Below are 25,996 nucleotides of genomic sequence, written 5' to 3' on the forward strand. Positions count from 1 at the left end.
AGATACTGGGTTACTAGGAAGGTCCTCTGGGGGACGATTCGCTTTCCGCGGGCATGTGGTGAGCTTCCTCGGGCTTACCAGCCCTGCGGGATCTCCCCGATCATGTTCATCCCGCAGGAGTCTTCATCGTCCCCCTCCGGACCTTGCGAAGTAAAGGAACTCGAAATCATGTTTGAAACGCCCTGGGTTATGGGGGAGGGAAAGCTTTTACAACGAGCATGTCCACGTGGCTGCATCCTGCTATAAAAGCATTTGAAGCTGATCCACCACTCCTTTCGCTTATAGAAAGGTCCGTTCACTTTTCAACCATAAGGTGGCGAAGGAAACGACGAGACTCCCACGGGAGAAGGAACTAGGCGAGACCCCACAGGGAGCGACCGAGGAGGCTTGCCAGTTCCCCCGTAGGAAAGCGAGTTGTTTCCGTAGCCGGCCTCATCGTTTTTTTGACAACGGACCCGAGTTATCTCGATATCGAGTCTTAAAGTATATGGCCCGATAGTTTAATATTCTTCTGAAAACATTAACTTTTAACAAACCCAATAAACAAGCCAAGAGGGAGACCTCCTGGCTTGTTTTTATTGGGTCTTAAATGAAAAAGTGGTGCGTTTGTGGTAAGGTTCATCCCCGTTTAAAACAATAGATGGGAATCCTTCATGATGAAGTGATGCCGGGGAACTTTGGGTTTCCATACATAAACCTAAATACTTTTCTGCAGATCTTTCTGCCAAAAGAAAGCTGTCATCTAGGTTGTTTGAGGTGTACATAACCATTCCTGGTTGATCGGTAGTAATATCGAGCGTCCGGCCGCTTGTTGGTTCTTCGACACGGACCTGTCCATCCTCCAGGATAAAATAATGATCAAAGCCGTCTTTAGCGACTTTGTTCTGAGGGTGAGGAGTCACAATCCCTTCCACCAGGTCTTTTCCTTCCCGGAAATCAAAAGGGGTATCGTTGACGTCCAGCCATTTTCCGGTAGGAATCAGCTTATCGTCCAATTCGACAAATCGCGGACTGTTGAAAGTAAGGTGATGATTATGCAAGGTCCTTTTATAGTTCCCGCTTAAATTAAAGTAAGAGTGGTTGGTTAATGTCAGGACCGTTGTTTCATCGCTCTCAGCTTGATAATCCACCACTAATTCGTTTTCGTTCGTTAACGTATAAGTCACGGTGACGTCCAGATTGCCAGGGTATTCGTCTTCTTCTTTTGAAACATTCAAAGAGAGCGTCAGACCGACCTCGTCGTTACTTTCAAAAGGGGTGACCCCCCAGATCCTTTGGTGGAATCCATTCGGACCGCCATGAAGGTGGTTAGAACCTTCATTAGCATCAAGCGAGTGCGTGTGCCCGTTAAGTGTAAAAGAAGCTCCCTCGATTCGTCCGGCCACTCGTCCGATTAGCGCACCAAAATAATTAGGATCTTCTTTATAGTCTTCTAAATTTCTGTAGCCTAGTACAACGTTTTCTATCGTTCCGTTCTCGTCTGGTACGTGCAGCTCTGTAATAATACCTCCGTAGTTTAGAACGCTGAGCTTCATGCCGTGATCATTCGTCAGGTCGTACTTTGTCCAGCTGTTGCTGACTTCTTTAGTCGTAATCTCCATGTTGTATGTACCTCCGTTTAAAAAGCGAAGCAGAGTATCCGCATATTCTATAATTTCTATAGTCTTCTTTATCTTATCAAACATGAAAGTGTTATTTACGTATTTCGCTAAATTGCATAAGATTTCTATAGAAATGGGTAAGTAATAAAGAAGCTAGAACCCTATGCTTTCACTCATGCTTTGAGTAGATCTTTCTACGGGGTATCTTGAATTTTATCGAGCATATGGTGAAAGGCTAAAGGATCTTCAAAATCGTCTGCTGTCCAATTTTCGTGAATCCATTGCTTTAATTCTTCCGGTGAGTTGAATACCTCTCCACTGGTATCTTCTTTCCGTATGGTATATCTACCGTTATCCGGGTCAATCGTAATAATACAGGGATAGGCGCCATTTTTTCCTCGCAGCGTGAATTCCAATGTGAGATCATCCTTTTTACGGGTTATTGTAACCTGGAAGACCATCTTCATACCAATCGTCTATCCCATTGAATTTCTCATTGAAAAAAACAAAAAAGAAAAGCAGCTGATAAAGATTTTGCCGCAGCAGTATATAAAAGTGCTAGTTCAATAAACAGAAGCGGAGAAATCCAAGACCAGGACTACTCCGCTTTAAAATGAGAATCGCGTAATTTTAAAACTGGACATCTTCTTCATTTGTTACGACTAATAATGTTTTTCCCTTCTCTAATTCTTTATGAATTTCTTTGGCCGTGGACTGTTCGAAGCCTATCTCTTTCATCTTGGAAATCAACTTGTCATCTTTCCCACGGAAAATATTCTTTGTCGCTGTACCGAGACCAGTTTCGCTTACACCGATCTTATTGGCATCTGTTTGTCTCTTCGTACGTCTGACATGGTCATTATCGTGTGAAAGAATGTAGATATTGTCTTCATCTACTCCGTGTTCTTTAATTCTGTCGATAGATTGACCCATCTGTTCATCGTCGCCAAAAATTTGATAGTTAGGTTGCATCGATATCGCCTCCTTTAGAAAGAAGATTTCCCGAGGGAAAATCAGCTTAAACGATGAAGAAAGTCCTGATATCGAAAAAACAGGCAGGGATTTGTATTTAGCTCTTGATAGTAGGAGGGACATCGTTATATAATACTGATTGTCGAGTTAAAAAATTAAATCATGGGGCATTAGCTCAGCTGGGAGAGCGCAACACTGGCAGTTTTGTCCTAATAAATTGACTACAAAATGCTTACATAACAGGATTTACAACTGAAAATGAATGGTGTCTAATTGCGGACACTTTTATGAGTGTGTAGACCACTACTTTCTAAAATTAGGAAGGGTGGTCTTTTTTGTGTTATTAAAGTTTGCAATACAGGAGTTTTATCAAGAAAAGCGCTATCAAAATGTAGCCCCAGGAACACTACAAAACTATAAGTATACCCTGGAAGATTTACGTGTGTACTGTGAAGAAAGAGGAATAACAAACATTAATGAAATCACGACTAGAACAATCAAAGGGTTCTTTCTCACGCTTCAAGAAAAAGGGAACAACCCAGTTACATTAAATAGTAAAACCAGGTTACTTAAAGGTTTCTTCAATTGGCTTATTGATGAAAGGTTCTTGACTAACAATCCGGCAACAGGTTTGAAGAAGGTGAGGGAAGATATAAGAATTCAAACTTTTACGGATGACCAGGTTCAACAAATTTTGTCTTATTTCAGAAGGAAGAAACGAAAAGAGGATACATTTTTTGCTGTTCGTAATTATACGGTATTTCTCACTTTAATAGGTACTGGAGTACGTGTAGGAGAGCTAATAAATATCAAGTGGAATGATGTTGATTTCAGGAGTGGAGTTATCAAGGTGTTTGGCAAGTCCAGGACTGAAGCAACAGTGCCATTATCAAACAAGCTTTCAAAAGAATTAGCTGAATATAAGGTATGGAAAGAAAATTACTTCAATGAATCTTCAGAGTATGTATTCGTCAATCAACACAATAAACCAATAACAGTGAATGCTATTAAATGTATGTTCAAACGATTAGCAACTGTTATGGATTTTAAAGGAACTAGAGTTTCAGCCCATTCAGCAAGGCACTATTATGCAAAGAGATATATACAGTCAGGTGGTGACATTGTCAGTCTGGCAAGAATCCTAAGGCATACATCTGTAAAAACCACAGAACGTTATTTACATTACTTTGGTAACGAGTTGAAAGACCAAAATGAAAAGCATAATCCTTTGAATGATATGGAAATATAGCCAAACAAAAAGAACGCCCTGGACGGCTACCAACCAACAACCAGGACGTTCCTAACACAAACACATGGAAGGTGCTTGTAGTAATTATTTTACTTATATAACCAAAATGCTTCAAGTATCTTCCCTTACCTGGAGGGAAAACAAAGGTGGAACTATTTGACTTAATCAGACAAGACGCTTATATCTCAATCAATAAAGAACTAGCAAGGAATATCGGACTAATTGAGACTGTTCTTTACAGTGAATTAGTCAGTAAATATAAGTATTGGAAAGACCGTGAACAGCTTACAGAAGAAGAATGGTTTTACTGTACTTCAGAGCAATTAGAACACGACACTGCAACATCCAGGAAGAAAAGAGAAACAGCTATTAGAAACCTGAAGAAGCAAGGTCTTATTGAAACAAAAAGAATCGGTCTCCCTGCCAAAACTCATTATAAAATTACTTTCAAGATATACGAACTATTGAATCAAGGTACAAACAAGAATGCACTAAACGTGCAAACTGATGACATCAGGAGTTCAGAAGATAAAAACCAGGATGAAGACTGTCACAATCAGTATGCACAAAATGGACAAACTGGAATGAACGAAACGGACAAAAAAGAACGTCCGAAACGTACAACAAATAAGAATAGAGTTAAGAACCATATATCTAATAAAAATAGAATACAATCTATCTATAATGAAGGCTATTCTCTTGTAGGTAGTCGCCTGGAATCATGGAATGAACAGATAGACGAACACAAGGTTTCCTCAATAATAAATCAGTACCAAAAGTTCAAAGAATTATTAAGTGAACAGCAATTCATCCATGTAGTATCGAATGTACTTGAACAACCTGTTAAAAGTAGCTTTGAAGGTCTTCTCCATAAGTCCTTAGAAAACAAATGTGATTCAAAGAAGGAAGTATTGCCATCATGGCTCAAAGGTACACAAGATAATTCTCAGGGAGCTGATGAAGTATGCTTAGATAACCTAGCACAAAGAGTTAAAAGGCTTACAGGTTAGATATAGAATTACTCATAGCTTCAAAATGTGGAATCCTTAGTTTAAAATTTTATTTTTTGATAGCTCAGTTAAGAGTTGAGTTTATAATAAGATAATCAAAGGATTTAGTGGTTATATTTCCCAATCTATAAGTCTTTTGATAAGCTAATATCAATATTGCTTTTAATAGTTATGGGGGTAGATATCTTGAGAAGTGTAGATTCTAAAAAGAAGATAAATTTCATTAAATCTTATTGGTTAGATACTCTTAACATTAATGTTTATAAATATGACGAAAATAAATTAAGCAATCTGAACACATACCTGCTTGAATTAACTAATGTTATCAGCTCCATTAAAATGGATAACTCAAAATATGAAAAAAAGAAATTCGGGTTGGTTTACATAGTAGAAGATTTATATTCGTACTTAAAGCAAAATATATATTTCGTAAAACATTACAATAAACATGGTGAAATTGATTATCTTTCTAAGATGCTAGAACGTGTTCTTAATGCCAAAAATAAAGAAAATATAAAAAAGCAAGTGTTAGAATTAGAGAAGCTTGCTTCAAACTTACAAAAAATTCAAGAGAACAATATCAAACTCCTATTTAATGAATTAATATATTATATTTATAGTTCAGTTAAATTAGAGGACACTTACGAATATGTAAAATCACTAGTTATGGATTTAGTTATAGAAATTATTTTGGATGGCTATCCAATCGAATATTTAATAAAGGAAGTTTACAAAGAAACAGAGTTTGACTTTTCTACAATGAGCAATTACTCACTTTCTTTGAAAGAGCAATTTGAGAATAAAAGAACTAGTTTTACACAAAACAAAAAAATGAATAAGTACACTTTTATCTTTAGAATAGATAACCTCAAGTCTATTCAACCTTTTACAATTAAAGGGTACACATTCTATAACCCTTTAAGAGAATCTCATAATCGTTATTTCAAGAATATTAATACACTATTTGCTGAAGAAGGGTTAATGAGAAAAGAAGAGGTAGAATACCTGAGAAATAGTCCTAGGATGGGAAAACAAGATAGAAGTTTTTTTAATATTGTTCAGCATACCGATTTACACGTTCGAGTGAATACACGTCATTGGAATGAAATTAAGGCTAAACAAGAAGTTTTAAAAGAACTAGAAGAGATTGTTACTTATATCAGGTTTGTCTATGATATTTCAAATATCCGAGTAAGTGAAAAAAATGTTACTATTTCTGGTCTGAAAAAAAGTTATCCTTTATGGAGAGATGGTAGAAACATCGATAAGTATTTAGCCACTAATTATAGAGACCTGAATATTTTCAGGAATAAGATTAATGAGTTAGAAGATGAAGACAACCTGATAAACAAATTATTTAGAGTAAACGATAATAGCCGCCAATACTTGCTAAACAGTCTAAATTCATTCCATTTAGGAATTGACCAGTCATCGACAGTTAATAAGTTTCATCATTACTGGATTTCCGCAGAATCTCTACTGGCTAATAAAAAAGTAGGTAACATAAAATCGGAAATTATTAATACCTATTCTGAGCACTTAACATATTATTACTATTACATTGAATTAGTCGATATTTACAATATGATATTTGCGGAATTTAAATATTACTATCATAACAAGGAAACTCAAAAAATAGAATTTCCAAATGAAATATCCTCTATAGAAGACTTAGGAGACTTTTATAATTATATTAATCTAAGAGTCTTTTCACAAAATTTAAGAGTATTCCCAGAGTATATAAGAAATGAGTATTTAATTTACAGAATAGACAAGTTTGCTTCACTAAATGAAAATATAGAAACAAGGGTTAAGTTTAATGCTCGCTTGAAAAAAACTTATCAAAGGCAATTGTCTAAGATATATAGCTTAAGAAATCAGATGTTCCACAATGGGAGTAAAGACTATACTGTGATTGGCTTCTACACTGATTGGCTTGAATCCTTATTACATGCACTTTTTGGGACTATAAGGAATAATTTAAGAGATGACGGTATCAGTAATGAAGGAAATTATTTAGATATTAACTACGAACAGTTTGTGAAATTTTTAAGGAATAGTCCAGCTAACATTATAGAATTTTACATATCCGATTAATTCAAGTCCAAACATTAAGATTTGTGTATATTGAGAAGAAAACGGACATTAGCCGTTCCCTTATACCTATCAGGGAGGGGAAGATTATTACTTGGAAACCACAATAATGTTACATGCCAAAACCTGAAGCGATTAAACTCCAGGTTAAGTCCTTACATACATTAGTGAAGTACATATAAAACCGCAAAGGGTAATAGTTTCAATCATGTTTACTACTCCCTTCTTCAGTAAAAAGGAAGTTATTTAACACAAATAATTTCTGTTGTTTTCCTCCGCCTGCTATATTAAGGAACCAGTGTCCGTAGTAACCTTTTGACATTAAAGTGCTGATATTTTGTTCAATATCCTCTTTAGTGAGATTTGTTTTTTTAGATAGAGTTTTGATTTCCATACAAGCCGTTTGTTCATCATTACCATGAAAGTATATAGCATATATTATCATTAGTTCCTTGGTGTTCAACATGTTGTATAGTTCTTGAGTGAGATGGAGGTATTTTGTCATTTTTGACTAACCTCCAGAGTTTCGTAATTAAATAAAGAGTAACTTCCTTGTTTATCACTGAAAAGAACAATACAGAACTCATAACTTCTACGCTGATTCAAAAGGGTCTTTACGTCTTCCAGTTCTAAGTGTTCCAGGCTAGAACCGTGATAAGTAATTACATTATTGTAGTTACGGCTTAATTCACGTGCTAAACTGACTTTACTTCTTTCACTGTTCTTGAATATTTCATACAATTCTTCGAAACTTTCGATTTTCATTTTACCATTCCTCCTCCGTCTTATTTAGTCGGCAAAGAGGGACAGATACTAGCATTTTTGAAGGAAAAATTGAGGGGATTGAGGAAACTTATGAAGGTGTGAGGGGATTACATCCTGTAATGTATAAAGGAAGCACACAGCGTTCACAGTGGACTTTTATAAAAGTTTTTAAGTGCAACAACAAAGACCGCCACAAAGTGTGACGGTCATTTTTAACTTTCCAGGAACTCCATAAATTTATTTAATTCTTCTTCATGGTTTTTATTAGCTTCTTCAGCTTCCTTCTGAACTCTCTTAACTTCCTCTTCTTCCTTTTTGTCCTGTTCTACAATTTTTAGAACCTGGTCACGTAACCAATTCATTTTCTCTACGTACAACATGAACAATCCTGGCTTCTCAAATCCTTTCTTTTTCCAATGCTTCTCATAGTCACGAATTAGTACGTCAATCATTTTCTTAATGGTTTCAGTATTGTATTGCTTCAACAATGTGTTGTTTACCTTAGAACTATCTTTCGTAAAATTAAGGTCACAATATTCTCCATACTTTCTCTCGTATTCCTGACAAAAGTATTTCAATACATCTGGAGCATTTTTGATTTCATTCACTGCATCATCCTTTTTTGTATTATTACTTTCTTCTAATGAACTTTCTTCTAGTTCACTTTCTTCTATGTGTCCGCTTGAACGGACACCTGAAGAATAGTGTTGTCCGTTCAAGGAGACACCTGTTTTATTTTTCTGGGAAGGCATGACGCTCTTTTTAGGTAACTCCATAATTCCCTCACGAATATGATTGAATCGGTTATCAAATAACATAAATAAGGTTGGTCTATCATATCCTGGAGTTTTGAACACATCATCATAGTCTTCAATTAATCGGTCTATGAAACCCTTGATTTTTTCAAAAGTATATTTGTTTATCAGATACCTTTGGATAGCGTCAGTGTTAAATTTTTGTTCAGTTCTTTCTTTATACTTTCTGTAAAAATTGAACGTAAAGTACGCTATCACATTTCTAGGGGTAATTGCTTCAATTTCATCCAGGACATTAAAATTAGGATTTAATATAAAAACGTTTTCCGTTTTGTTTGCTGATGCAATATTAAGTAATGAATGACCATTGACTTTAACTTTTTCTAGTTGTTCCAGGTCATTACAAACAGCTTTAACACTCTTTCCAGTTTCTTTACCAATTGTTTTTCTGGAGACTTCTGTTATCCCATTTCTGTCCATTCTTGAAGCAATAGAAATAAAACTCTTAAATGCTCCACCTGGTATTTCTTTTAATAAGTCATGCGTAACTAATTGTTGAAATATCATTTCCTATATTCCTCCTATCGTTTTCTATTTGAAATAACAGACCGAGTTGTTCTACGTGACTATAAAATTGAACTAAACTTCATAGATAAATAATGAACTAAACTTCAAACAAAAATAGCACAAGGATAAAACTCGGATATTCAAAGGAAGATTTGCTTTTTGAAATAGCTCTATGACGGTCTTCAAAGACTTTTTTTATTTTTGTTATTGTACTGCCTTATTTTTGCTACATTAGTTTTATGAGAAGGAGAAGGGAAAAAGAAAGGGTTGAGGAAAAGGCTAACGGTTTTGACTTTGAAGGTTAATGGTTTAGGGATTTAGGTAATCACGAACCTTCGGTTCGTTACGAACGTAAGTGAGTATAAGTTAACCTTAGGTCAACATAATTAAAAAAAGGCTAACAATTCAAAAGATAGAAGAAAGTTCAAAACATATGCAACCTTCGGTTGCGATTGCTTCGCAATCATGTTGTTAGATAATTCATACAAACATACTTAGAACATAACAATTACATTGTAAGAATATATTGAAGAGAATTTAGAGTTTCTCCTTGTCTTTTGAAGGCTCAGCAATTAATAAATATGAGAGTTCCTTTCCTTATGGGTTTCTACTACATGGATACTAAAAATTGCGTACATAAGAGTTCCTGCTTTATAAGGCAGGAGCTTTTTTTGTACCTTAAAACCAAAAATATTGTAGCTGCTTAGACAATAACATCCTTCATATCAATCTTCAGAACATGCGAACAACCAAAAAAAGGAGGGTTATTCATTGGACTACAATAAAGGTGAATTTATTCGTGCAATTAGAACAAATCTAAAAATGACTCAATCAGAACTAGCAAAAAAGGCAAACATAGACACGGCAGATGTAAATCGAGTTGAAAAAGGTAAGAAAAAATTAACTCCATATCTTGAGTGGAAAATAGTCGAAGCATTTGATGTAACTCCAGAAGAGCTTGATTTGCTTCATGACTATCACAAATTGATACAAAAACGATTAAAGGAGAATGATTGCTTTACCATTTAAAAAGATTGATGAAAGAGATACGAGAAAGAATTAAGGACACTAGTCGAACGAGCAAAAAAACATAAACAGAAGGGAGTTGAGTTAAATGGCACGGAGGAAGCAGGAACAACAATTCGATAATGAAATCATGGATAGAAATGACTCAGCTAAGACGTGGGCTATTGAATTTATGTCTTTATCTGACAATGGGGGTTACACGCAGAAAGAACTTGCAGAGAAGTTAGGTGTCAGCAGGAAAACAATTACACGTTGGAAGAAGGATGAACACTTCCAAGAAGAAGTAAGGAAACGTGCTGTTGAAAAAGCAGGGGAACACCTTCCTGAAGTCCTGGACGTTCTCATGCAGAACATTAGAGCCGGTAAGGATAAATCAATAGAGAACTATTTGAAGCTAGTTGGACTAATACAGGAGAACCAATTTACTTTTAATCAAAATGTAAACACTGAAGAGCAACAGACGAATGACGAAATTAATAAGCATGTTGAAGACTTACGTGAACAGCTTCAACAAACTGAATCAATAGATGTTCATTATAGAGAAGTAGATACACTAGAAAAGGAGAATGAGAAATAATGTCAGATAAACTAAATCAATTCAATGAGAAAGCAGAAGAATTACTTCAAAAGAATAAAAAGAGTATGGAAAAACTTAAGGAGAAGAAATTAGAACGTAGAGAAAAGGAACAGGAACTTGCAGACCTTGAGGAACAAATTAAACATAAGTCCGTAGCTGTTAATATTGGAAGCAAAGGTCATAATGAAGCACAGCTACAAAAGTTTAAGGAAAAACGGAAAAACCTCCAGGATGAACTTCAGGATATTGAAGAACAAATTATTAGTATAGAACAAGGGAAAGCAGAGACTTTACAGAAAATATATCAAGATGACCTGGAAGAGCTTTATAGAGATATTGAGAATGAAGTCTATGAGGAAATGAATAGTAACCTTCCCGAGTTCCGTAGATTGAAAGCAGAGTATCTCCAGCAGGTTTATGAACTAGGTCAACCAAGAGAACGGCAAGAACAAGCCAGGAAGAAGCTTGAACAAGTATATTCTGTTCTAGGTGTAGGGGAGAAACAAAAACTAAGAAAGAAATCTCTTCCCGAGCCTAATTTAGTTAATAAAGACGTAAGTATTGACCAGTTTGTTGGCATTAGTACACAGGAAGCCTTTGACTGGTACACTCACAACTTCAGGAACTCCCTGACAACTCCATTGTATTTACGGCACTATATTGAAACAGGAGATCTACTTCATAGTGAACAACAAGTAAAAGAGAAGCAGAAGGAAGAAAGACAAAAAAAGGAGGATAAGGATAATGACCAGGAAGCAGGCTAATTCCATCAACCTTTTGAAGCAAGGCTATGAACAGTTAAGAGACAAAGAAAAAGAACAGGCTGAAGCAAAGATTGCAGAAGAATCTATTCAACTCCAGGAAGGTAATCAGGAGAGAAATTCTCCCCAAATGCTATTACATCTGGGGTTTGAACAGTTAGAAAGTAACCAGGAAGGCAATTAAGTTTGTCCCTGGTCTTCTTTTTTATGTCCAGAGGGACACCTGCTTTTTCCTGGATTGTTAAATTACAAATCTATTATTATACTGAAGAAAATCAAAGGAAAAACAAGAATTGTCAAGATATTTAACTTTACAGATTATAGCTTAAAACATCAGCAATAGCCGCCCACCGTGTCCCTTCCCAAATCTCAATCAGTTGTTTGACAATTCCCTTCAGAGATACTTTAAATAGTTACACAGCCTTCACATATTAAATAACTACTCCCTTATAAGATTAATTAGCCTGGAGTCCTAAGAAGAAGACACAGAGCCTATTATAAGACTGATATTTAAAGCAGGGTAGGTTGAAAGCTTAACGTATCTTAGGTGACGATATTGCGAAATCAAGTAACTAAGTCAGTTCGTCAAGCTTAGGAAGGAATTGTTGTGGAAGTGAATCAAACAACACATTAATTTAGCCAACACAAAGCACACAGAAAGGCACACAATAGAGTTATTGTTGGTTGAATAGGAAAGTCTGTACAACACTAAAAGGACAACAGACAAAGGAACATTGTCTTCATTGACGATTCAATAATTCAATAAATTCACTATATAAACTTGTCGTACTTCATTGATAAAGTAAGACGAAATTGTTAAGGTGAAGATAGTTTAAAGTTGAATAAAGGCTTTAATATCTTATGATTATCTTGTCGTACTTTGTTTGAAGACAAGTAAAGGGGAAATATACATGAGCGAAATCTTGAATGATTACATAGATTATTTAGAGCGAAAGAGAAAGACAGAAAGAACAATCATAAATCATAGAACTTCAGTCAATCGCCTGGTGAAGTTCCTGGAAGACAGTGAGGGGGTACAGACCGGGCAAGCGGGCATGAATCCGTCCTCATCTGGCTATCAAAATAACCACACTAATTCAGAATCCGAGGTATTAGTAGGAGTAACAGAGATAGACGCTAAGAAATTCCAGGACAACCTAAAGGCAAAATATAAGGCTTCAACATTCAACCAATCATTAATGCACGTAAGGTCATTCTATAATTACCTGGTTGAACAAGGGAAAGTTCCTGATAATCCATTCAAGTTTCAAGAGTTTGTAACGGAACAAAGAAGTACACCTAAATGGTTAACCAGGAACGAACAGAACCACTTAATTAGAACCATTCGTAAACATGGTAATATTAAAGAATTAGCGATGGTTACAACTCTTCTCCACACCGGTCTACGTATTCAGGAAATATGTGACTTGAAGCAGGAACATGTTCAACTAACAGAACGGACAGGAAAGGTATTTGTTCAGCAAGGTAAAATGGATAGACAAAGAACGATTAAATTAAATAAGTCTGCCAGGGAAACATTGAAGACGTACCTGGAACAATTTCAACCAACAGGAATATATCTATTTGAGTCTCAACGTTCTCCACAGATGACTACCAGGAGCGTTCAGCATATCATCAAGAAATATAAAAAGCTGACAGGTATAGCACACCTGACAGCACATGCTTTAAGACATACGTTCGGACATGAACTCGTAAATAACAAAGTACCATTTGATGTTGTCGCTCAACTAATGGGGCATATGAAGGAAGACGGTTCACCTAATATTGAAATGACAATGAAATACACTCAACCAGGACAAGAAGACATGGACAATGCAGTTGATTCATTGAGTTGGATATAAGGATATTCGGCTCTTTCTTATGTACTATGTAGATTAAATAGATACAGCTTACAAAGGCCTTTCGGGTATCCTGTTCCTTTTAATAAAGAACTATAATAAAAAGACTCCCAATATAAAAGGGAGTCTAATTACTTTCCACAGCATTTTTTATATTTCTTTCCGCTATCACAAGGGCATTTTTCATTTCGACCAATCTTTCTAGAAGAAGATGTTTTACTAATTGGTTCATAAGGATTGTTACGTAGAATGAAATCTTTAAACGCAATCCTATCAGATTCTTCGTTTAATAAAATAAGTTGTCGTGGTTCTTCTACTAAGTTAGAGAAATAAGGTTTTACTGCTGGAGGCAACTTTAAATACTCTATGAGTACTTTAGAGTTTGGTTTTTCCTCAAATAAACTTTTAACATTGGTCACGGAAGGTTGCCCATCCTGGATTTCAACTTGCTCTATCTCAGGGTCCAAAAAAAACTTCATAAAAGCTGATGTATCAGTTATATATACATCTCCTTCAGTTCTGCCAGTGAAATCGTAAATATCAGTACATACTATCTTAATGATATCTTCTTTTGTTGGAGAGTTTGTAGGTAGACTTATATCCATATGGTTTTGTACAAGTTCTGGTTGTTTAATTAGTATGTTTTCTCTTCTATTTACTTGCTCAACTCCAAATAATATTTCTTTTTCTTTTTGGTATAACTCAAAATCTGAATATGGACGAGTAAGACATTTCATTTCAATAAGTAGTATTTTATTGTCCATAACCCCTATCATGTCATATTCTACTTGTTTGTGGTCATATGCTTTAAATTTAACTTTAGTGTGATTAACTTCGAAATACGGCGAAAAATCTAAGGTTGAAGTCAATTTATTCTCTAATAGGGTTCCTTTAGCAGAAAGTTGAACATTAAAAGAATTTAAATGTTTTTCTACTATTCTTTCTAAGTTCATCTGTTGTATTAGATGAGGGCAAAATACCACTTGGTTGTCGCCAACGTAAATCAGTGGTTGGGAAAACACATCCAAACTCTCTTTCATATCTTTAGGCTTAAATACAAATAATTCAATTACTTCTCTAGCTTTTTTCATGTCCAAAGAATAATATTGACTCAAGCCCTTTACAAAGTAATCAATATCAAAAACTGGAGTTAAGTAAGAAAAATCAGTATCATTAAAAGAGCGAGTGGAATTCACACTGTATGCAGTTCCTAAAGATAACAAGTAACTAAAACTGTCATATAATTCAAATAATGAAACTGTTTTGGATACACCTATTTTAATAGTAGAAAATCTATTTCCTAATTTATCCTTCATTTTCTCAATTGAGGTCTCTATTCTTGGTTCAGAAAGTTTCAGACATAAGGTAAGTATTTTAGGTTCTAATGCAAATAGTTCTTCAGGCTTGTGCAATGAGAATTTGATATTCTTATTAATATCATTTAATAATTCTTTAGCTGATTTTAAATCTATATTGGATACATAATCTACATATTCTTTATACTTGTATCTTAGCGTGGCTGCTCTTTCTAGTTTAAGAATCTTTTGATTGTTAGGAGCGTAATAGTAAATATTGTTATCTTCAGTTTTATAAACCTTAGATTGCCACCCTCTGTATTTTATCCTCTCCCATAAAACATCTAAAGTCTCCTTATGAGAAGTCAAATGCATTATTTGCTGAATACTAGGAATAAAATAAGGGGAAACATTAGTATATGACTTGTTGGATTGCCCATCAATTTTTCCTTTAGACTTATATTGGAGTAACCTAATTAAAGTATCGAATAATTCAATAATCGCTTCAAAATTGTCATTAATCGATATGCTTTTACCTTCTTGAGTAACTATCTCTTCCATACCTGTAAAATATTTATTTTGAGACATAGTATTTTCCAAATTTCTTTGTGCGTAAATAGATTGACTTTCAATAAACGTACAGTACATTTGTATTTGTTTTTTAAAAGGATAGCCTAAAAATTCGTTTTGATAGAGTAGTTTCGCATTTTCTTTGAAAGCATTATAGATAATATTTATTGAATGTAATAATCTTGAAGATTCCCGAGTAAACTCCTCAAAGTCTTTTTCTTCATCTACTATCTTTTCTTCTATAAGTCGAAACGCTTTAAAAAAAACTTGATTTACAAACTGTATATCTTTTTCCTTAACTCCTAAGGTAATTGGTTCAATGATACTTCCACTAAGAAGCAGATTTCTGATAAATGAATTACCATCTTCTATGTATAAAAGTAGTAACTGTTGCACTGAATTTGTTAAATCATGCTTTCTGATATTTTCTTTTAAGCTTGCATAACTCACATTCAACAAACATCACCTCAATATTATTATGATGATTGTAACATACAAACTTCAAATAAATACCAAACATAGTGGTGAATAATGGATATTAGTAAGAGGAATTCATGGAACTTGTACATAATTGAAGGAAGATAATAGGTAGAATTTTAAGAGAGGGATACTAATAATGCCAAAAGAAAATATTACGTGTTCCTAAAAAGAATCTTTGCTTTTTTTCTAACAGTAAAGTCAGTTAATGTAGAATAAATGATGAACACTCAATGAATTTTATTTTTATTTTATTAAAAAATAAAGGATTATAAGTAGATTAACAGAGAACATTCTCTAATAACCATTTAGATTTTGACTTTTGTTTTTTTAACAATAATCTTTAGTACTTTGTAAAAGCAGGAATTATTAGTTTCCTTCTTTTTTTCTATGCAGAGAGAAGCCATACAGTGAAATAACTTAATCTTTCGTGGGTGATAATCCAAGTCATTGCAACTGTGAGAAGGAAAAAGTTACCTTTTGTCGAATGGTTACTTAGGTCTATAAATAGGGGTTGTTTCTAATGGGTGGGTGTAAGACTAATGAAATTGTAAATTATAGAATAATAGCTGATGAAGTAAGTTTTTTTGGTAAGGGGATAGTTTATGAATGAACAACAAATAAGGGATTTAATTAATGAAAGTGAAGTAACAGGACTTAATTTACAAATAGATTTTTTACAGAATAGTCTCACGTATGTATTAACGTTCTTTGGTGTAGTAGTTGGTCTTTTTGCAATTGTGGTTGTATGGATACAAATGCAATCTAATAAAGCTAAGAAAGCTATGGATGAAGCAAAGGAACTTCACAAAAATGCCCAGGAACATATTGATGAAGCTCATAAACAAAGGCAAGAAATAAAAAGAGAACAATCCGAAATAACAAGTAAACAAAAGGAATTAATTGAATTTAGCGAGAATATAGACAAAAAAAGAGAACAGCTAGAAAATGTAATAAATTCTAAAGAATTAAATGAGAAATTAGTACAGATTGATGAATTTAATATAATTGCTAAACGTGTTACGGACAAGATGGCTTTTGACCACAAGCTTGGAATTGTAAGAAGATACTACAATCAAAATAAGGATGGGTATTTACAACAAAAGGTATCAGATAGTGAGACTTTAGATGATAGGTTATTTGAAACAAAAAGAATAGAAGCTCAAATCAATTTTTTTGAACGATTAAGCTATGCATTTCCATCCCTAAATGAAAATGGCAGGAAATCTTACATAAAACAGTTAGATATATTATTTAAGGAAGTTAGTTTATTACTTAGTGGTAAGGGTGAAAATAATAAATAATCTAGCAGGTTGACCTTTTTTCTTTAAGTTCATGTAATATAGAATTATTTAGAAACATGAGTTAGTAATTAAACCGTGTGACCGCCTAATTGACCGCATTGACCGTTAGAATAGTATTTATATAAAAGTAAATAGCATGTGGGTGTGAACCGGGAGTTATCCTGGTTCTTTATTTTTGTCCTGGAAGTGAAAAATAGACTACTTGACACATCAAAAGGTTCACTATACAATATGTAAAGTATTGTTATTCTAAATGGTGGTCAACCTACTATTTACCCTGAAAATGAATGGCGGTCTACATACTCGGAAACTTGTTGTAAACCTTCTGTTATCAAGTGTTAGACTTAAATTAATCTATGGGGCATTAGCTCAGCTGGGAGAGCGCAACACTGGCAGTGTTGAGGTCAGCGGTTCGAGCCCGCTATGCTCCACTTATAAAATAACGTTTAGTCAAAAGCTGATTTAGTTCGGACGTATGCGTTATAGGCGATGGTAAAACATCAACAGTGAAAGACGTCTTCTATTTTGGAAAACATTCCAAAGTAGAAGGCGTTTTTTTATGCAAAAAGATAAGTTCATTAAGCATTGGTCATGAGGCTTAGTATTTGAATTTGAAAATGGTGACAGTTCATTCCTCCAACTGGGAAGTTTTAGCAAATGAACAGAAGGGAACTTCCTTAACAGATAGTATTTCGCAAGGGAGGAAATAAGATATGAGTAAAACAATCTTTATTACTGGTGCTGGAAGCGGATTAGGTAAAGGCACAGCAATTGGACTCGCTAAAAAAGGACATCATGTGATCGCAGCGGTTGAAATTATTTCTCAGATTACTAGTCTAAGAGAAGCGGCTTCAGAAGCTGGGGTAGAACTAGAAGTAATCAAGCTGGATATTAAAAATAAGCGTGATCAGCAGTTAATTCAGGAATATGATTATGATATTTTTGTAGCTAATGCGGCGATTGGTGAAGGCGGTCCTATTGCAGAAATTCCGGTAGACCGTGTCCGAGACATCTTTGAAACCAATGTATTCAGTACACTGGAAAATGCACAAATTGCAGCTAAGAAATTCGTAGATAAGAAAGCAGGGAAAATTGTATTCTTGAGCTCTATTGCAGGTGTAGTTGGTATGCCTTACCTTGGACCATATGTTGCTTCAAAGCATGCGGTCGAAGCCATGGCAAAGACTATGAAAGCGGAACTTGAAGAGTTCAATGTTCAGGTAGCCACGATCAATCCTGGACCTTATGAAACTGGCTTTAATGATCGTATGTTTGAAGAAAAGCATAAATGGTACGATGAAGATAAGAACTTTACGCCAAGAGAGTCCATCGCCGAAACGGAGAAAATTTTAGATGATCAATATGATCCACAGGAAATGATCGATAAGATGGTGGAAGTGATTGAAGCAGATCATCACGCTTTCCGAACAGCCTATCCTCAGGATGCAGAAGATATGATGAAAGAGGAAGAACAGAAGAATTGGGAAGCGAAAATATAATTACTTGAACTCAGTAAGATTAATTACGCTCGCTTAATAAACGAAGTGAGCCTGCAGCCTGACGCCCTTACCCTATAGGGGTCAGGCTGTTTTTTATTTTTAGGAAGTGGAGCTTTGTTATAATGTGGCACTAAACTACGATTAAATCATGTGCGTAAATTCCATTTATCTCCTTCGGAGTTTTCAGTTAACCTCTCTAACACTATAATCGCCAGGGAAATAATTCTGGTGTCAGATTCACTTTCACTTTTAGCTCGCTGATCATTAACTCTTTCCAAGATGAGGTGATTTAAAAAATAAACTTAAATAGTGGATGATGATCCGCTTCTACATCATTTTGTTTCTTTTCTTCTCCTTTCTTTTCTTTTAAATAAAGCGCCCGCTCCTTAGTCCGGTCCAACGGTCACTCCTTTGGTTGCACTAGCGTTCAGTCCTCCGGTCGCGCCAACGTTCAATTCTCCATTCAGGTTAATGTGCGCATTAGCATTTATACACATCTTCAAGTTATCGCAGCAGCTAACTACAATACGGCGAACTCAAAGCATTTTCGAGACTATTAAATCAAAGTTCAGTTACAATTAAATAGCTCTTAGAAAAAGGTGGTTAAGACTCATAAAAAAAGAGGGGTTTTTTCAATGGAACATTTTCCTATTAATCTCAATGAAAAATTTACAAAATTTAATGATCGGTGGTCCCCCAAAGTCATAGGTGAAATGAATGACTACCAATTCAAACTGGTGAAAGTGCAGGGAGGTTTTGTCTGGCACAGTCATGAAAACACGGACGAAGTATTTTTCGTTGTGAAGGGTCACATGGTTATTGAATTTCGCGACGGGGAAGTCGAACTGTCAGATGGAGAAATGTATATTGTGCCAAGAGGTGTAGAACACAAACCTTATGCAGAAGAAGAATGTCAGATTATGCTGGTCGAGCCTAAGGGAGTAACGAATACCGGAGAGGCGGAGAGTGACTTAACGGCGGAAAACGATATCTGGATTTAAACCATTCGTTTTTTTCAGCACAGGGGATTATCCTGTTTCTAACTGTTATATTATTAAACTATTGATATATAACAGTTTAGTTATTACAATATGTGTAAGCGCTTCAATATATTTTATAAGGGAGAAGTGATGGAATGCAGGTACCTTTGGTGTTGACCGATTTTCTTGATCGAGCCGTGGAATTGTATGGGGACAAGCCCGCTATTATTGACGATGAGCGCACGCTGACGTATAAACAGTTGAATGGACGAGTCAATCAGCTATCACGGGGGCTTAGTGACCTCGGAGTAACAAAAGAGGACAAAGTCGCGTATCTTGCTCCGAACACGTTGGAAATGCTGGAAGGCTTTTATGGGGTGTTTCAAGTGGGCGCAGTTATGACTCCCCTGAATACTCGGCTAAAACCGGCCGATTATCAATTTATTCTGGAACATAGTGAAAGTAAAGTGTTATTTGTGGACTCAGATCTTTATCACTTAGTTGAAACGGTTCTGCCCCAGCTTCCGCAGCTTGAACATGTGATTGTGCATGGAGATGAAAAAGAAGGGGCTACTTCCTATGAACCTTGGCTTGCGTCTTTTGCTGATGAACTGTTCGAGCGTGCGGATTTGGAGGAAACAGATATCGCTTCTCTTCTTTATACGAGCGGGACGACAGGTAATCCGAAAGGGGTGCTCCTCAGTCACCGGGCGAACTATCTTCATGCAATGTCCACGATGCATCACTTGCGTGTGAGCGATCAGGATACATTATTGCACGTGCTTCCGATGTTCCACGTGAATGGATGGGGCTCTCCTTTCTATTACACAGCCAATGGGGCCACCCAGGTCATGCTTCGCAAAACCGATCCAAAACTAATGTTAGAAAAAATTAAGAAGCATGGTGTCTCGGTTTTACATATGGCACCGACTGTATTGAATATGCTGATGGAGGAGTATGATGCGGTGCAGCCGCAAATCGAACAGGATGTACGCGTGGTAATTGCCGGATCTGCCCCGCCGCCGGCCTTCGTTCGAAAAGTGGAGGAGGATTTAGGCTGGAAGTTCATCCAGGTATATGGCATGACGGAAATCTCCCCGCTGATTACGACATCGGAATTACGATCCATGGATCTTGACCTTCCATCTGAAGAACAATACCGGCTGAAAGCGAAGGCAGGTTACGAAATGATGGGAAGTAAAGTGAGAGTGGTGGATGAGTTTGGGGAAGAGGTGGCTCATGATGGGAAATCTATCGGAGAAATCATTACCCGGACCAATGGGATCATGGAAGGCTATTTTAAAAATGAGGAAGCGACGAATGCCGCGATTCGTGATGGCTGGCTCTACACCGGGGATATGGCCGTGGTGGATGAAAAGCATACGATTGAAATTGTGGACAGGAAGAAAGATGTGATTATCAGCGGAGGCGAGAATATATCCTCTATTGAAGTGGAAGCTGTGCTGTATGAGCATCCATCGGTACTTGAAGCGGCGGTGGTAGCGACGCCACATGATAAATGGGGAGAAGTTCCGAAAGCCGTTGTCGTGTTAAGAGAAGGCGAGACCGTATCAGAGGAAGAACTGATCATGTTCTGCCGGGAAAAACTGGCTCATTTTAAGGCTCCGAACAGCATTACATTTATTGATGAACTGCCGAAAACAGCGTCAGGGAAAATACAGAAAGTAATCATTCGGAAGTCGTTCTGGGAAGGACACAGCCGGCTCGTTAACTAAATGATCCAATGTGAAAAGGCGTGCTTTTTTTAAAGGACGCCTTTTCACATTGCGCGTTGAGGATTCCAATATATAACAAGGCTATTAATAGATGTTTATCCCTCTTATTTATGCTAAACTTTTACCTAGATGCAAAACTCTTGACAAATGGAAAATTTAAACAAATAGATGGTTTAGGTGGGTGAGCAACATGAATATACTTTTAACTGGTGCCACAGGATTTCTTGGGAAACAGTTAACCATCCGGCTGCTTCAGGAAGGTCATTCCGTATATGCGCTGGCGCGGAATGAGAAAAAATCTGAAAGCCTGATGGAATCCGTACCAACTGCTTTGCAGCCGGAATTGACGGTTGTAAAAGGCGATATTGGGAAAGAGAACGTTGGTGTTTCAGAGGAAGCAATGGAAGGATTAAAAGACACGATTGATACGGTTTATCACATCGCTGCTTATCTGTCTTTTGACGATACTGAAAAAGAACAGCTTTTTGATATTAATGTAAATGGGACAAAGCGTATCCTGGATTTATCCAGGCGTATACGCGTGAAACGCTTTTTCCATGTAAGTACAGCCTATACTCTTGGGGATCAGCTTCATGCTGAAGAGGAGCTCCATCCGTTAGATAATCCTTTTGTGAACTATTACGAGAAAAGCAAATGTGAGGCGGAACATTTAGTTTACAGTTATGGAGAGTTTTTTAATGTAAACATTTTCCGTCCATCGATTATCGTAGGGGATTCCCAGACAGGGGAAGCCGATACAACGTTTGCTTTATACGGAGTTATGAGAAGTTTTGAGATTATGAAAAAGAGATTGGATCGCCAAAAGACCTCTCCCGACGATAAGATTAAGTTCTTATGTAATAGGGATACGGCTCAAAATATTGTACCAATTGATTATGTAGTGGATGTACTGACAGCAGGGCTTACCCACGCAGAAAATAAAAAAATTTATCACATTACGAATTCCAACCCCCCGAGCAACCAGGTTGTGTTCGAAGCTTTGAAAAGAGAGTTAAATTTTTATAATGTACAGCTTGTACCGACGGATTATCAAGGAGAACTCACCGAACAGGAACTCAGGTTTAATGAGCCTATGAAAGTATTTCATCAGTACTTGGATAAGACGTTAACGTTCGATGACTCTAATACGCAGGCACTTTTAAAGAAGAACGGTACCGAACCTCTCGACTTAAACGATACGGTTCTTATGACGATTCTCGCTGGAAGATAAGTCTAATATTTAAAAAGAGGATGCATCTATGTTGAACTTCAAAAAGACTTCTTTACATTATGAAGCTTATATTAATAGTGAAAAGAAAGATTGGATTGTGTTTTTTCATGGGTTTGGCGGAAATTATTCTATATTCAACCGGCAGATTGAGTACTTTAAACCAGAGTATAATCTATTGTTTATAGATTTACCAGGTCATGGTAAGTCTCCTGATCTGACAAATGATGAAAATATTCTGGACTATACGAGCAGGAAAGTCGTTGAATTGCTTGACCGCCTTCATATTAACCAGGTCCACCTCATAGGTGTATCGCTCGGAACGATCGTCATTCAGGACCTGGCCATGAAGTTTCCGAAGCGGATCAAATCAATGGTTTTATCCGGTGCGGTCGGTCGCTGGTTATGGTGGGGAGAGACGCTTGGGAAGATTGTGCTTTCTTTTCCTATCCGGAATATGCTTCCTTATATGGTCCCTTTTGTGAGTTTTGCTCACATTTTAATGCCAAAAAGAAATCATAAGAAATCCAGGGATTTCTTTATTAGAGAAGCATTGAAACTCGGTAAGAATTCTTACCTTCGCTGGCTCTATATCGTAAAAGATGCCCACCAGATCTATTCGAAATTGAAGCAGCAGGTGAACAAAATTCCAAAGCTTTATATCTCAGGTGATGAGGATCATATGTTTTTGCAGGGAATTGTGAAACACGCACGTAAGGAAGAATCAGCAGAGTTAACCATATTGGAAAAATGCGGTCACGTATGCAATATTGAACAGTCATCACAGTTTAACTTAATATCACGTGATTTTGTAACTAAATATTCTGCCGTTTAGTGACGGGTGTTTTTTTGAAAGCTCTCTACTTATGTAGGGAGCTTTTTTCTAGGCAGAGATTAGGAGATGTAATCATTTGGGGTTATAAGCAGGTGTTGGTAATATAAAAAAAGGAGCGCAGAAAAGTTGGAATGAAATATTGCCGCCCGAATATGAAATCCATGCTCATCTGAACCACGCGCGTTATAATAGAATAACTTGAATAGGAGCAGAGGAGTCCATTCTATGATCAGCACCTTCAATCAATTTTTGCAAAAAATCATGCCTTACCTAACACCTTCAGCTGTCGTTATCGGAGTGGTGTTTTCCGAATGGTTTGACTCGCTTGTCTTTCTCGTCCCATGGATCTTTGCCGTCATGACATTTGCTGGGAGCCTGGGGTCCAATTTTACCGATTTGAAAAAGGTGCTCCGTCATCCGCTGTCCATGATTGCCTGTATCATTGTTCTACATATTGTGATGCCGCTGATTGCCCTTGGAGTGGGCACACTTATCTTCGGAAGCGGTGCTCATACGACGATCGGATTAGTGCTTTCTTTTGTTATTCCTACAGGGATTACGACGCTCATCTGGGTTTCGATTTATAAAGGCAATGTGGTCCTGACATTATCGATCATTCTTGTCGACACTCTGATTGCACCTCTTGCTGTTCCTTTTGTAATGCAGATCCTTGTCGGAAATGCAGTGGAAATGAACGTTCAGGAAATCATGAACGGACTGCTCTGGATGATTGTGATTCCTTCGCTTGTGGGTATGCTCATTAACCAATTCGCTAAAAAGGAAGTTACTGAAAAACTGGAAGCGAACCTTTCTCCGGTGACTAAGCTTGGAATTGGTGCCGTTGTTACCATTAATAGTTCGGCCGTCGCTCCTTATTTTAAAAATATTAACGGGAAGCTTATTTTAACTGCTGTAGTAGTTTGTATGCTCGCGATCCTGGCTTACTTTATTGGATTTCTTACAGGGAAGCTTCTTAAGCTTGATCCTCCAAGTGTTATTTCGCTCACGTTTAACAGCGGGATGAGAAATATAAGTGGAGGCGCAGTGATTGCGATTACCTATTTTCCACCGCCGGTAGCAGTGCCGGTTATTGTAGGGATGTTGTTTCAGCAGGTGCTGGCTTCTTTCACCGGAAAAATATTCGCTTATCGAGAGGGAAAAGAAAATAGTTTTTCCTATTGAATAGATCTCTGAAAAGTTCCCGAAATTGGGAATTCTTTTAGCTTAACAGAGCATAATAAAGCATAGTTTTGACAGAGGCAGGGAAGGGAAACACATAGCAGTAAAAACAATTGAGGTGTTTATATATTATGTTATTTTCTGGGACAAAAGTGTCTGATCTTTCCAAAGCTTCTATCATCATTATTCTTGCCGGTTTTATTACGCTTGGGGCCTCTTTCTATTTCTTTTTTGAACTGGCAGATGAGGTACTGGAAAAAGAAAAATTTGCAGTGGACCAGTGGGCCGTTGATGTGATGAGCTCCATCAGCTCGCCAAGAATGGATCAATTAGGGGGATGGATTACGGAGGCCGGTTCTGTAACGCTTATAACAGTGATGTCCGTACTTCTCCTTATTTATTTGCTTTTCCTTTCCCCCTTCAGCCGGTGGGTGGGCATCTATTTTGCTGTCAACATGATTGGAATTAGTGCGCTTACGAAAGGTTTGAAACTACTCTTTGAACGTCAGCGACCGGAAGTACTTGATGAATATGACGGTACTGGCTTTAGTTTTCCAAGCGGCCATTCAACAGGATCAATGGTTTTTTATGGCTTTTTAATCTACTTAATTGTCATCAGTCCTTTAAGAAAAGGGTGGAAATGGCTGATTAATAGTATACTTGGAATCCTGATACTGTGCGTTGGTTTAAGCCGCGTCTATCTAGGTGTCCATTATTTTACGGATATTCTGGCTGGCTTTTTATTTGGCCTTGCGTGGCTGATGATCTGCATTGCTGCCCTTGAAGTTACACTTTGGAACCAAAGACGGCGCAGAGCCAGTAAGAAATCAGCAGCTCGAACTACAGAACAAGCATGATCAAACGGCTATATAGCCCAATTATTTTAAATGAATGACGTAACAGAGAGCTCCAGATTAACGGAGCTCTTTATTTATGGCTTTACATCATCAAATGTTTCTGTAGGCTTTCTTTTAGGGCTTGGAGGACTGATCATCTGCATTGCTGCCTAGGAAATTACCTCGTGTCATCAAGATGGCGTTAGGTTGAATAGTTATATTTTTCTATAATTCGGGTATGAAACAAATAGAAAGCGAAAGGAGTGATCTCGTGTTACTATATATTCTAACTATATTCCTGCCGCCGATCGCGGTTTTATTTACAGGTAGTCCTGGAAAAGCATTATTGAATCTAGTGCTTACGATGATATTCTTCGTTCCTGGAGCGGTGCATGCCGCATTGGTTGTTAAAGACTATCATAACGGTGTATAAGAAAAAAGGTGTCCAAATTGGACACCTCAGCTTGTAGAGAAACCCCGTGTTTTTCTGCAAGCTTTTTTTGTGCAGATCGTGCGGGCGAATACCACTCGCTTTCCGCGGACGAACGTCCGAGCCTCCTCGTGAAAACCCACACTGCGGGGTCTCGGATCGCCCGTTTTTCCGCAGGAGTCTCCTGGTATTCGCCCGCCCTTCACCGAAAAAGACTCTCCTTCACCTATCTCACCCTGGATAGGTGAAGGGCAATCTTTTTCATGTTTTGGCAGGCCGCCGTCAGTAACGCTTGTTCGCGTACATTCTCTTTTCCGCGCAAGCGACAATAACGCAGCCCGTGCAGTTCTTTTGAATCTGCGAAGCTACGTTCAACTTTCTCTTTTCTCAT

At 37.0% G+C, this 25,996-nt stretch carries 25 protein-coding genes and 1 tRNA gene; 18 read left to right on the forward strand and 8 right to left on the reverse strand.

Translation table 11 applies throughout. From position 1 onward, the window contains the following. Positions 1-575: 575 nt before the first annotated feature. The 3 genes from BMZ06_RS10805 to BMZ06_RS10815 all read right to left on the reverse strand — a co-directional run bounded on the left by BMZ06_RS10805 (position 576) and on the right by BMZ06_RS10815 (position 2,573). The gene (locus BMZ06_RS10805; RefSeq protein ID WP_089752053.1) at positions 576-1,601 is read right to left on the reverse strand and encodes an aldose epimerase family protein; all 1,026 of its coding nucleotides are present in this window, start codon (positions 1,599-1,601) and stop codon (positions 576-578) included. A 194-nt stretch (positions 1,602-1,795) separates the two neighbouring features. After that, positions 1,796-2,068 (reverse strand): hypothetical protein, encoded by a 273-nt coding sequence (locus BMZ06_RS10810; protein ID WP_089752054.1) that lies wholly within the window; start codon positions 2,066-2,068, stop codon positions 1,796-1,798. Between the two features lie 163 nt (positions 2,069-2,231). Then, the gene (locus BMZ06_RS10815; RefSeq protein ID WP_175477869.1) at positions 2,232-2,573 is read right to left on the reverse strand and encodes a YflT domain-containing protein; all 342 of its coding nucleotides are present in this window, start codon (positions 2,571-2,573) and stop codon (positions 2,232-2,234) included. A gap of 337 nt (positions 2,574-2,910) precedes the next feature. Between BMZ06_RS10815 and BMZ06_RS10820 the strand changes: the two genes are divergently transcribed. The 3 genes from BMZ06_RS10820 to BMZ06_RS10830 all read left to right on the forward strand — a co-directional run bounded on the left by BMZ06_RS10820 (position 2,911) and on the right by BMZ06_RS10830 (position 6,929). Continuing rightward, positions 2,911-3,822 (forward strand): tyrosine-type recombinase/integrase, encoded by a 912-nt coding sequence (locus BMZ06_RS10820; protein WP_175477870.1) that lies wholly within the window; start codon positions 2,911-2,913, stop codon positions 3,820-3,822. Positions 3,823-3,968: 146 nt separating this feature from the next. Further along, positions 3,969-4,832, forward strand: a complete 864-nt coding sequence (locus BMZ06_RS10825; protein WP_089752057.1) for a hypothetical protein — start codon at positions 3,969-3,971, stop codon at positions 4,830-4,832. 186 nt (positions 4,833-5,018) lie between these two features. Next, positions 5,019-6,929: a hypothetical protein gene (locus tag BMZ06_RS10830; protein ID WP_089752058.1), complete on the forward strand. Its 1,911-nt coding sequence runs from the start codon at positions 5,019-5,021 to the stop codon at positions 6,927-6,929. A 199-nt stretch (positions 6,930-7,128) separates the two neighbouring features. Here BMZ06_RS10830 and BMZ06_RS10835 read toward each other — a convergent pair whose 3' ends face one another. From BMZ06_RS10835 to BMZ06_RS10845, 3 genes are all read right to left on the reverse strand, one after another. Then, on the reverse strand, positions 7,129-7,431 hold the full coding sequence (locus BMZ06_RS10835) for a hypothetical protein (RefSeq protein ID WP_089752059.1): 303 nt from the start codon (positions 7,429-7,431) through the stop codon (positions 7,129-7,131). Continuing rightward, entirely contained in the window at positions 7,428-7,691 is a 264-nt protein-coding gene (locus BMZ06_RS10840; RefSeq protein ID WP_089752060.1) for a hypothetical protein, read from the reverse strand. Before BMZ06_RS10840 ends, BMZ06_RS10835 begins: the two co-directional genes overlap by 4 nt. 212 nt (positions 7,692-7,903) lie before the next feature. Beyond that, the gene (locus tag BMZ06_RS10845) at positions 7,904-9,013 is read right to left on the reverse strand and encodes a hypothetical protein (protein ID WP_089752061.1); all 1,110 of its coding nucleotides are present in this window, start codon (positions 9,011-9,013) and stop codon (positions 7,904-7,906) included. 771 nt (positions 9,014-9,784) lie between these two features. On the opposite strand from BMZ06_RS10845, the gene BMZ06_RS10850 reads away from it, so the two are divergent. The 5 genes from BMZ06_RS10850 to BMZ06_RS10870 all read left to right on the forward strand — a co-directional run bounded on the left by BMZ06_RS10850 (position 9,785) and on the right by BMZ06_RS10870 (position 13,239). Further along, positions 9,785-10,042 (forward strand): helix-turn-helix domain-containing protein, encoded by a 258-nt coding sequence (locus tag BMZ06_RS10850; RefSeq protein ID WP_089752062.1) that lies wholly within the window; start codon positions 9,785-9,787, stop codon positions 10,040-10,042. Positions 10,043-10,127: 85 nt separating this feature from the next. After that, positions 10,128-10,616 (forward strand): phBC6A51 family helix-turn-helix protein, encoded by a 489-nt coding sequence (locus BMZ06_RS10855; protein ID WP_089752063.1) that lies wholly within the window; start codon positions 10,128-10,130, stop codon positions 10,614-10,616. Continuing rightward, positions 10,616-11,380 carry a hypothetical protein gene (locus tag BMZ06_RS10860; RefSeq protein WP_089752064.1) on the forward strand — a complete coding sequence of 255 codons (765 nt, stop codon included), beginning with the start codon at positions 10,616-10,618 and terminating at the stop codon, positions 11,378-11,380. The genes BMZ06_RS10855 and BMZ06_RS10860 overlap by 1 nt, the downstream gene beginning before the upstream one ends. Next, positions 11,361-11,561 carry a hypothetical protein gene (locus tag BMZ06_RS10865; RefSeq protein WP_089752065.1) on the forward strand — a complete coding sequence of 67 codons (201 nt, stop codon included), beginning with the start codon at positions 11,361-11,363 and terminating at the stop codon, positions 11,559-11,561. The genes BMZ06_RS10860 and BMZ06_RS10865 overlap by 20 nt, the downstream gene beginning before the upstream one ends. 727 nt (positions 11,562-12,288) lie before the next feature. After that, the gene (locus BMZ06_RS10870) at positions 12,289-13,239 is read left to right on the forward strand and encodes a tyrosine-type recombinase/integrase (RefSeq protein ID WP_089752066.1); all 951 of its coding nucleotides are present in this window, start codon (positions 12,289-12,291) and stop codon (positions 13,237-13,239) included. Between the two features lie 128 nt (positions 13,240-13,367). Here BMZ06_RS10870 and BMZ06_RS21050 read toward each other — a convergent pair whose 3' ends face one another. After that, positions 13,368-15,551 carry an SEC-C metal-binding domain-containing protein gene (locus BMZ06_RS21050; RefSeq protein ID WP_425431759.1) on the reverse strand — a complete coding sequence of 728 codons (2,184 nt, stop codon included), beginning with the start codon at positions 15,549-15,551 and terminating at the stop codon, positions 13,368-13,370. Positions 15,552-16,183: 632 nt separating this feature from the next. Here BMZ06_RS21050 and BMZ06_RS10880 point away from each other — a divergent pair. The 10 genes from BMZ06_RS10880 to BMZ06_RS10925 all read left to right on the forward strand — a co-directional run bounded on the left by BMZ06_RS10880 (position 16,184) and on the right by BMZ06_RS10925 (position 25,608). Then, positions 16,184-16,882 carry a hypothetical protein gene (locus tag BMZ06_RS10880; protein ID WP_089752068.1) on the forward strand — a complete coding sequence of 233 codons (699 nt, stop codon included), beginning with the start codon at positions 16,184-16,186 and terminating at the stop codon, positions 16,880-16,882. 358 nt (positions 16,883-17,240) lie between these two features. Next, positions 17,241-17,313 (forward strand) — tRNA-Ala (locus BMZ06_RS10885). Between the two features lie 282 nt (positions 17,314-17,595). Further along, entirely contained in the window at positions 17,596-18,381 is a 786-nt protein-coding gene (locus BMZ06_RS10890; protein WP_089752069.1) for an SDR family oxidoreductase, read from the forward strand. Positions 18,382-19,016: 635 nt separating this feature from the next. Beyond that, entirely contained in the window at positions 19,017-19,382 is a 366-nt protein-coding gene (locus BMZ06_RS10895; protein ID WP_089752070.1) for a cupin domain-containing protein, read from the forward strand. 134 nt (positions 19,383-19,516) lie between these two features. Beyond that, positions 19,517-21,097 carry a long-chain-fatty-acid--CoA ligase gene (locus tag BMZ06_RS10900; protein WP_089752071.1) on the forward strand — a complete coding sequence of 527 codons (1,581 nt, stop codon included), beginning with the start codon at positions 19,517-19,519 and terminating at the stop codon, positions 21,095-21,097. Between the two features lie 190 nt (positions 21,098-21,287). Continuing rightward, a complete protein-coding gene (locus BMZ06_RS10905; RefSeq protein WP_089752072.1) occupies positions 21,288-22,328 on the forward strand; it encodes an SDR family oxidoreductase in 1,041 nt (346 codons plus the stop codon). Between the two features lie 28 nt (positions 22,329-22,356). Then, positions 22,357-23,160 carry an alpha/beta fold hydrolase gene (locus tag BMZ06_RS10910; RefSeq protein ID WP_089752073.1) on the forward strand — a complete coding sequence of 268 codons (804 nt, stop codon included), beginning with the start codon at positions 22,357-22,359 and terminating at the stop codon, positions 23,158-23,160. A gap of 225 nt (positions 23,161-23,385) precedes the next feature. After that, entirely contained in the window at positions 23,386-24,342 is a 957-nt protein-coding gene (locus tag BMZ06_RS10915) for a bile acid:sodium symporter family protein (RefSeq protein WP_089752074.1), read from the forward strand. Positions 24,343-24,470: 128 nt separating this feature from the next. Then, complete coding sequence (locus BMZ06_RS10920; RefSeq protein ID WP_089752075.1) at positions 24,471-25,196, forward strand: phosphatase PAP2 family protein; 726 nt, start codon at positions 24,471-24,473, stop codon at positions 25,194-25,196. A gap of 250 nt (positions 25,197-25,446) precedes the next feature. Then, positions 25,447-25,608: a YqaE/Pmp3 family membrane protein gene (locus BMZ06_RS10925; RefSeq protein WP_425431758.1), complete on the forward strand. Its 162-nt coding sequence runs from the start codon at positions 25,447-25,449 to the stop codon at positions 25,606-25,608. 223 nt (positions 25,609-25,831) lie between these two features. Here the strand turns inward: BMZ06_RS10925 and BMZ06_RS10930 are convergent. After that, positions 25,832-25,996: transposase (locus tag BMZ06_RS10930; protein ID WP_175477871.1), on the reverse strand; the 165-nt coding region annotated here is incomplete at its 5' end.

This window comes from Halobacillus alkaliphilus, from assembly GCF_900113125.1.
Taxonomy (GTDB): Bacteria; Bacillota; Bacilli; order Bacillales; family Halobacillaceae; genus Halobacillus; species Halobacillus alkaliphilus.

Excerpts from the sequence above, each read along its gene's own strand:
- BMZ06_RS10890 (WP_089752069.1), top strand. The coding sequence starts at position 17,596 with ATGAGTAAAACAATCTTTATTACTGGTGCTGGAAGCGGATTAGGTAAA.
- BMZ06_RS10915 (WP_089752074.1), top strand. The coding sequence starts at position 23,386 with ATGATCAGCACCTTCAATCAATTTTTGCAAAAAATCATGCCTTACCTA.
- BMZ06_RS10840 (WP_089752060.1), bottom strand. The coding sequence starts at position 7,691 with ATGAAAATCGAAAGTTTCGAAGAATTGTATGAAATATTCAAGAACAGT.
- BMZ06_RS10895 (WP_089752070.1), top strand. The coding sequence starts at position 19,017 with ATGGAACATTTTCCTATTAATCTCAATGAAAAATTTACAAAATTTAAT.
- BMZ06_RS10835 (WP_089752059.1), bottom strand. The coding sequence starts at position 7,431 with ATGACAAAATACCTCCATCTCACTCAAGAACTATACAACATGTTGAAC.
- BMZ06_RS10880 (WP_089752068.1), top strand. The coding sequence starts at position 16,184 with ATGAATGAACAACAAATAAGGGATTTAATTAATGAAAGTGAAGTAACA.
- BMZ06_RS10805 (WP_089752053.1), bottom strand. The coding sequence starts at position 1,601 with ATGGAGATTACGACTAAAGAAGTCAGCAACAGCTGGACAAAGTACGAC.
- BMZ06_RS10910 (WP_089752073.1), top strand. The coding sequence starts at position 22,357 with ATGTTGAACTTCAAAAAGACTTCTTTACATTATGAAGCTTATATTAAT.
- BMZ06_RS10900 (WP_089752071.1), top strand. The coding sequence starts at position 19,517 with ATGCAGGTACCTTTGGTGTTGACCGATTTTCTTGATCGAGCCGTGGAA.
- BMZ06_RS10870 (WP_089752066.1), top strand. The coding sequence starts at position 12,289 with ATGAGCGAAATCTTGAATGATTACATAGATTATTTAGAGCGAAAGAGA.
- BMZ06_RS10865 (WP_089752065.1), top strand. The coding sequence starts at position 11,361 with ATGACCAGGAAGCAGGCTAATTCCATCAACCTTTTGAAGCAAGGCTAT.
- BMZ06_RS10905 (WP_089752072.1), top strand. The coding sequence starts at position 21,288 with ATGAATATACTTTTAACTGGTGCCACAGGATTTCTTGGGAAACAGTTA.
- BMZ06_RS10845 (WP_089752061.1), bottom strand. The coding sequence starts at position 9,013 with ATGATATTTCAACAATTAGTTACGCATGACTTATTAAAAGAAATACCA.
- BMZ06_RS10815 (WP_175477869.1), bottom strand. The coding sequence starts at position 2,573 with ATGCAACCTAACTATCAAATTTTTGGCGACGATGAACAGATGGGTCAA.
- BMZ06_RS10810 (WP_089752054.1), bottom strand. The coding sequence starts at position 2,068 with ATGAAGATGGTCTTCCAGGTTACAATAACCCGTAAAAAGGATGATCTC.
- BMZ06_RS10855 (WP_089752063.1), top strand. The coding sequence starts at position 10,128 with ATGGCACGGAGGAAGCAGGAACAACAATTCGATAATGAAATCATGGAT.
- BMZ06_RS10920 (WP_089752075.1), top strand. The coding sequence starts at position 24,471 with ATGTTATTTTCTGGGACAAAAGTGTCTGATCTTTCCAAAGCTTCTATC.
- BMZ06_RS10860 (WP_089752064.1), top strand. The coding sequence starts at position 10,616 with ATGTCAGATAAACTAAATCAATTCAATGAGAAAGCAGAAGAATTACTT.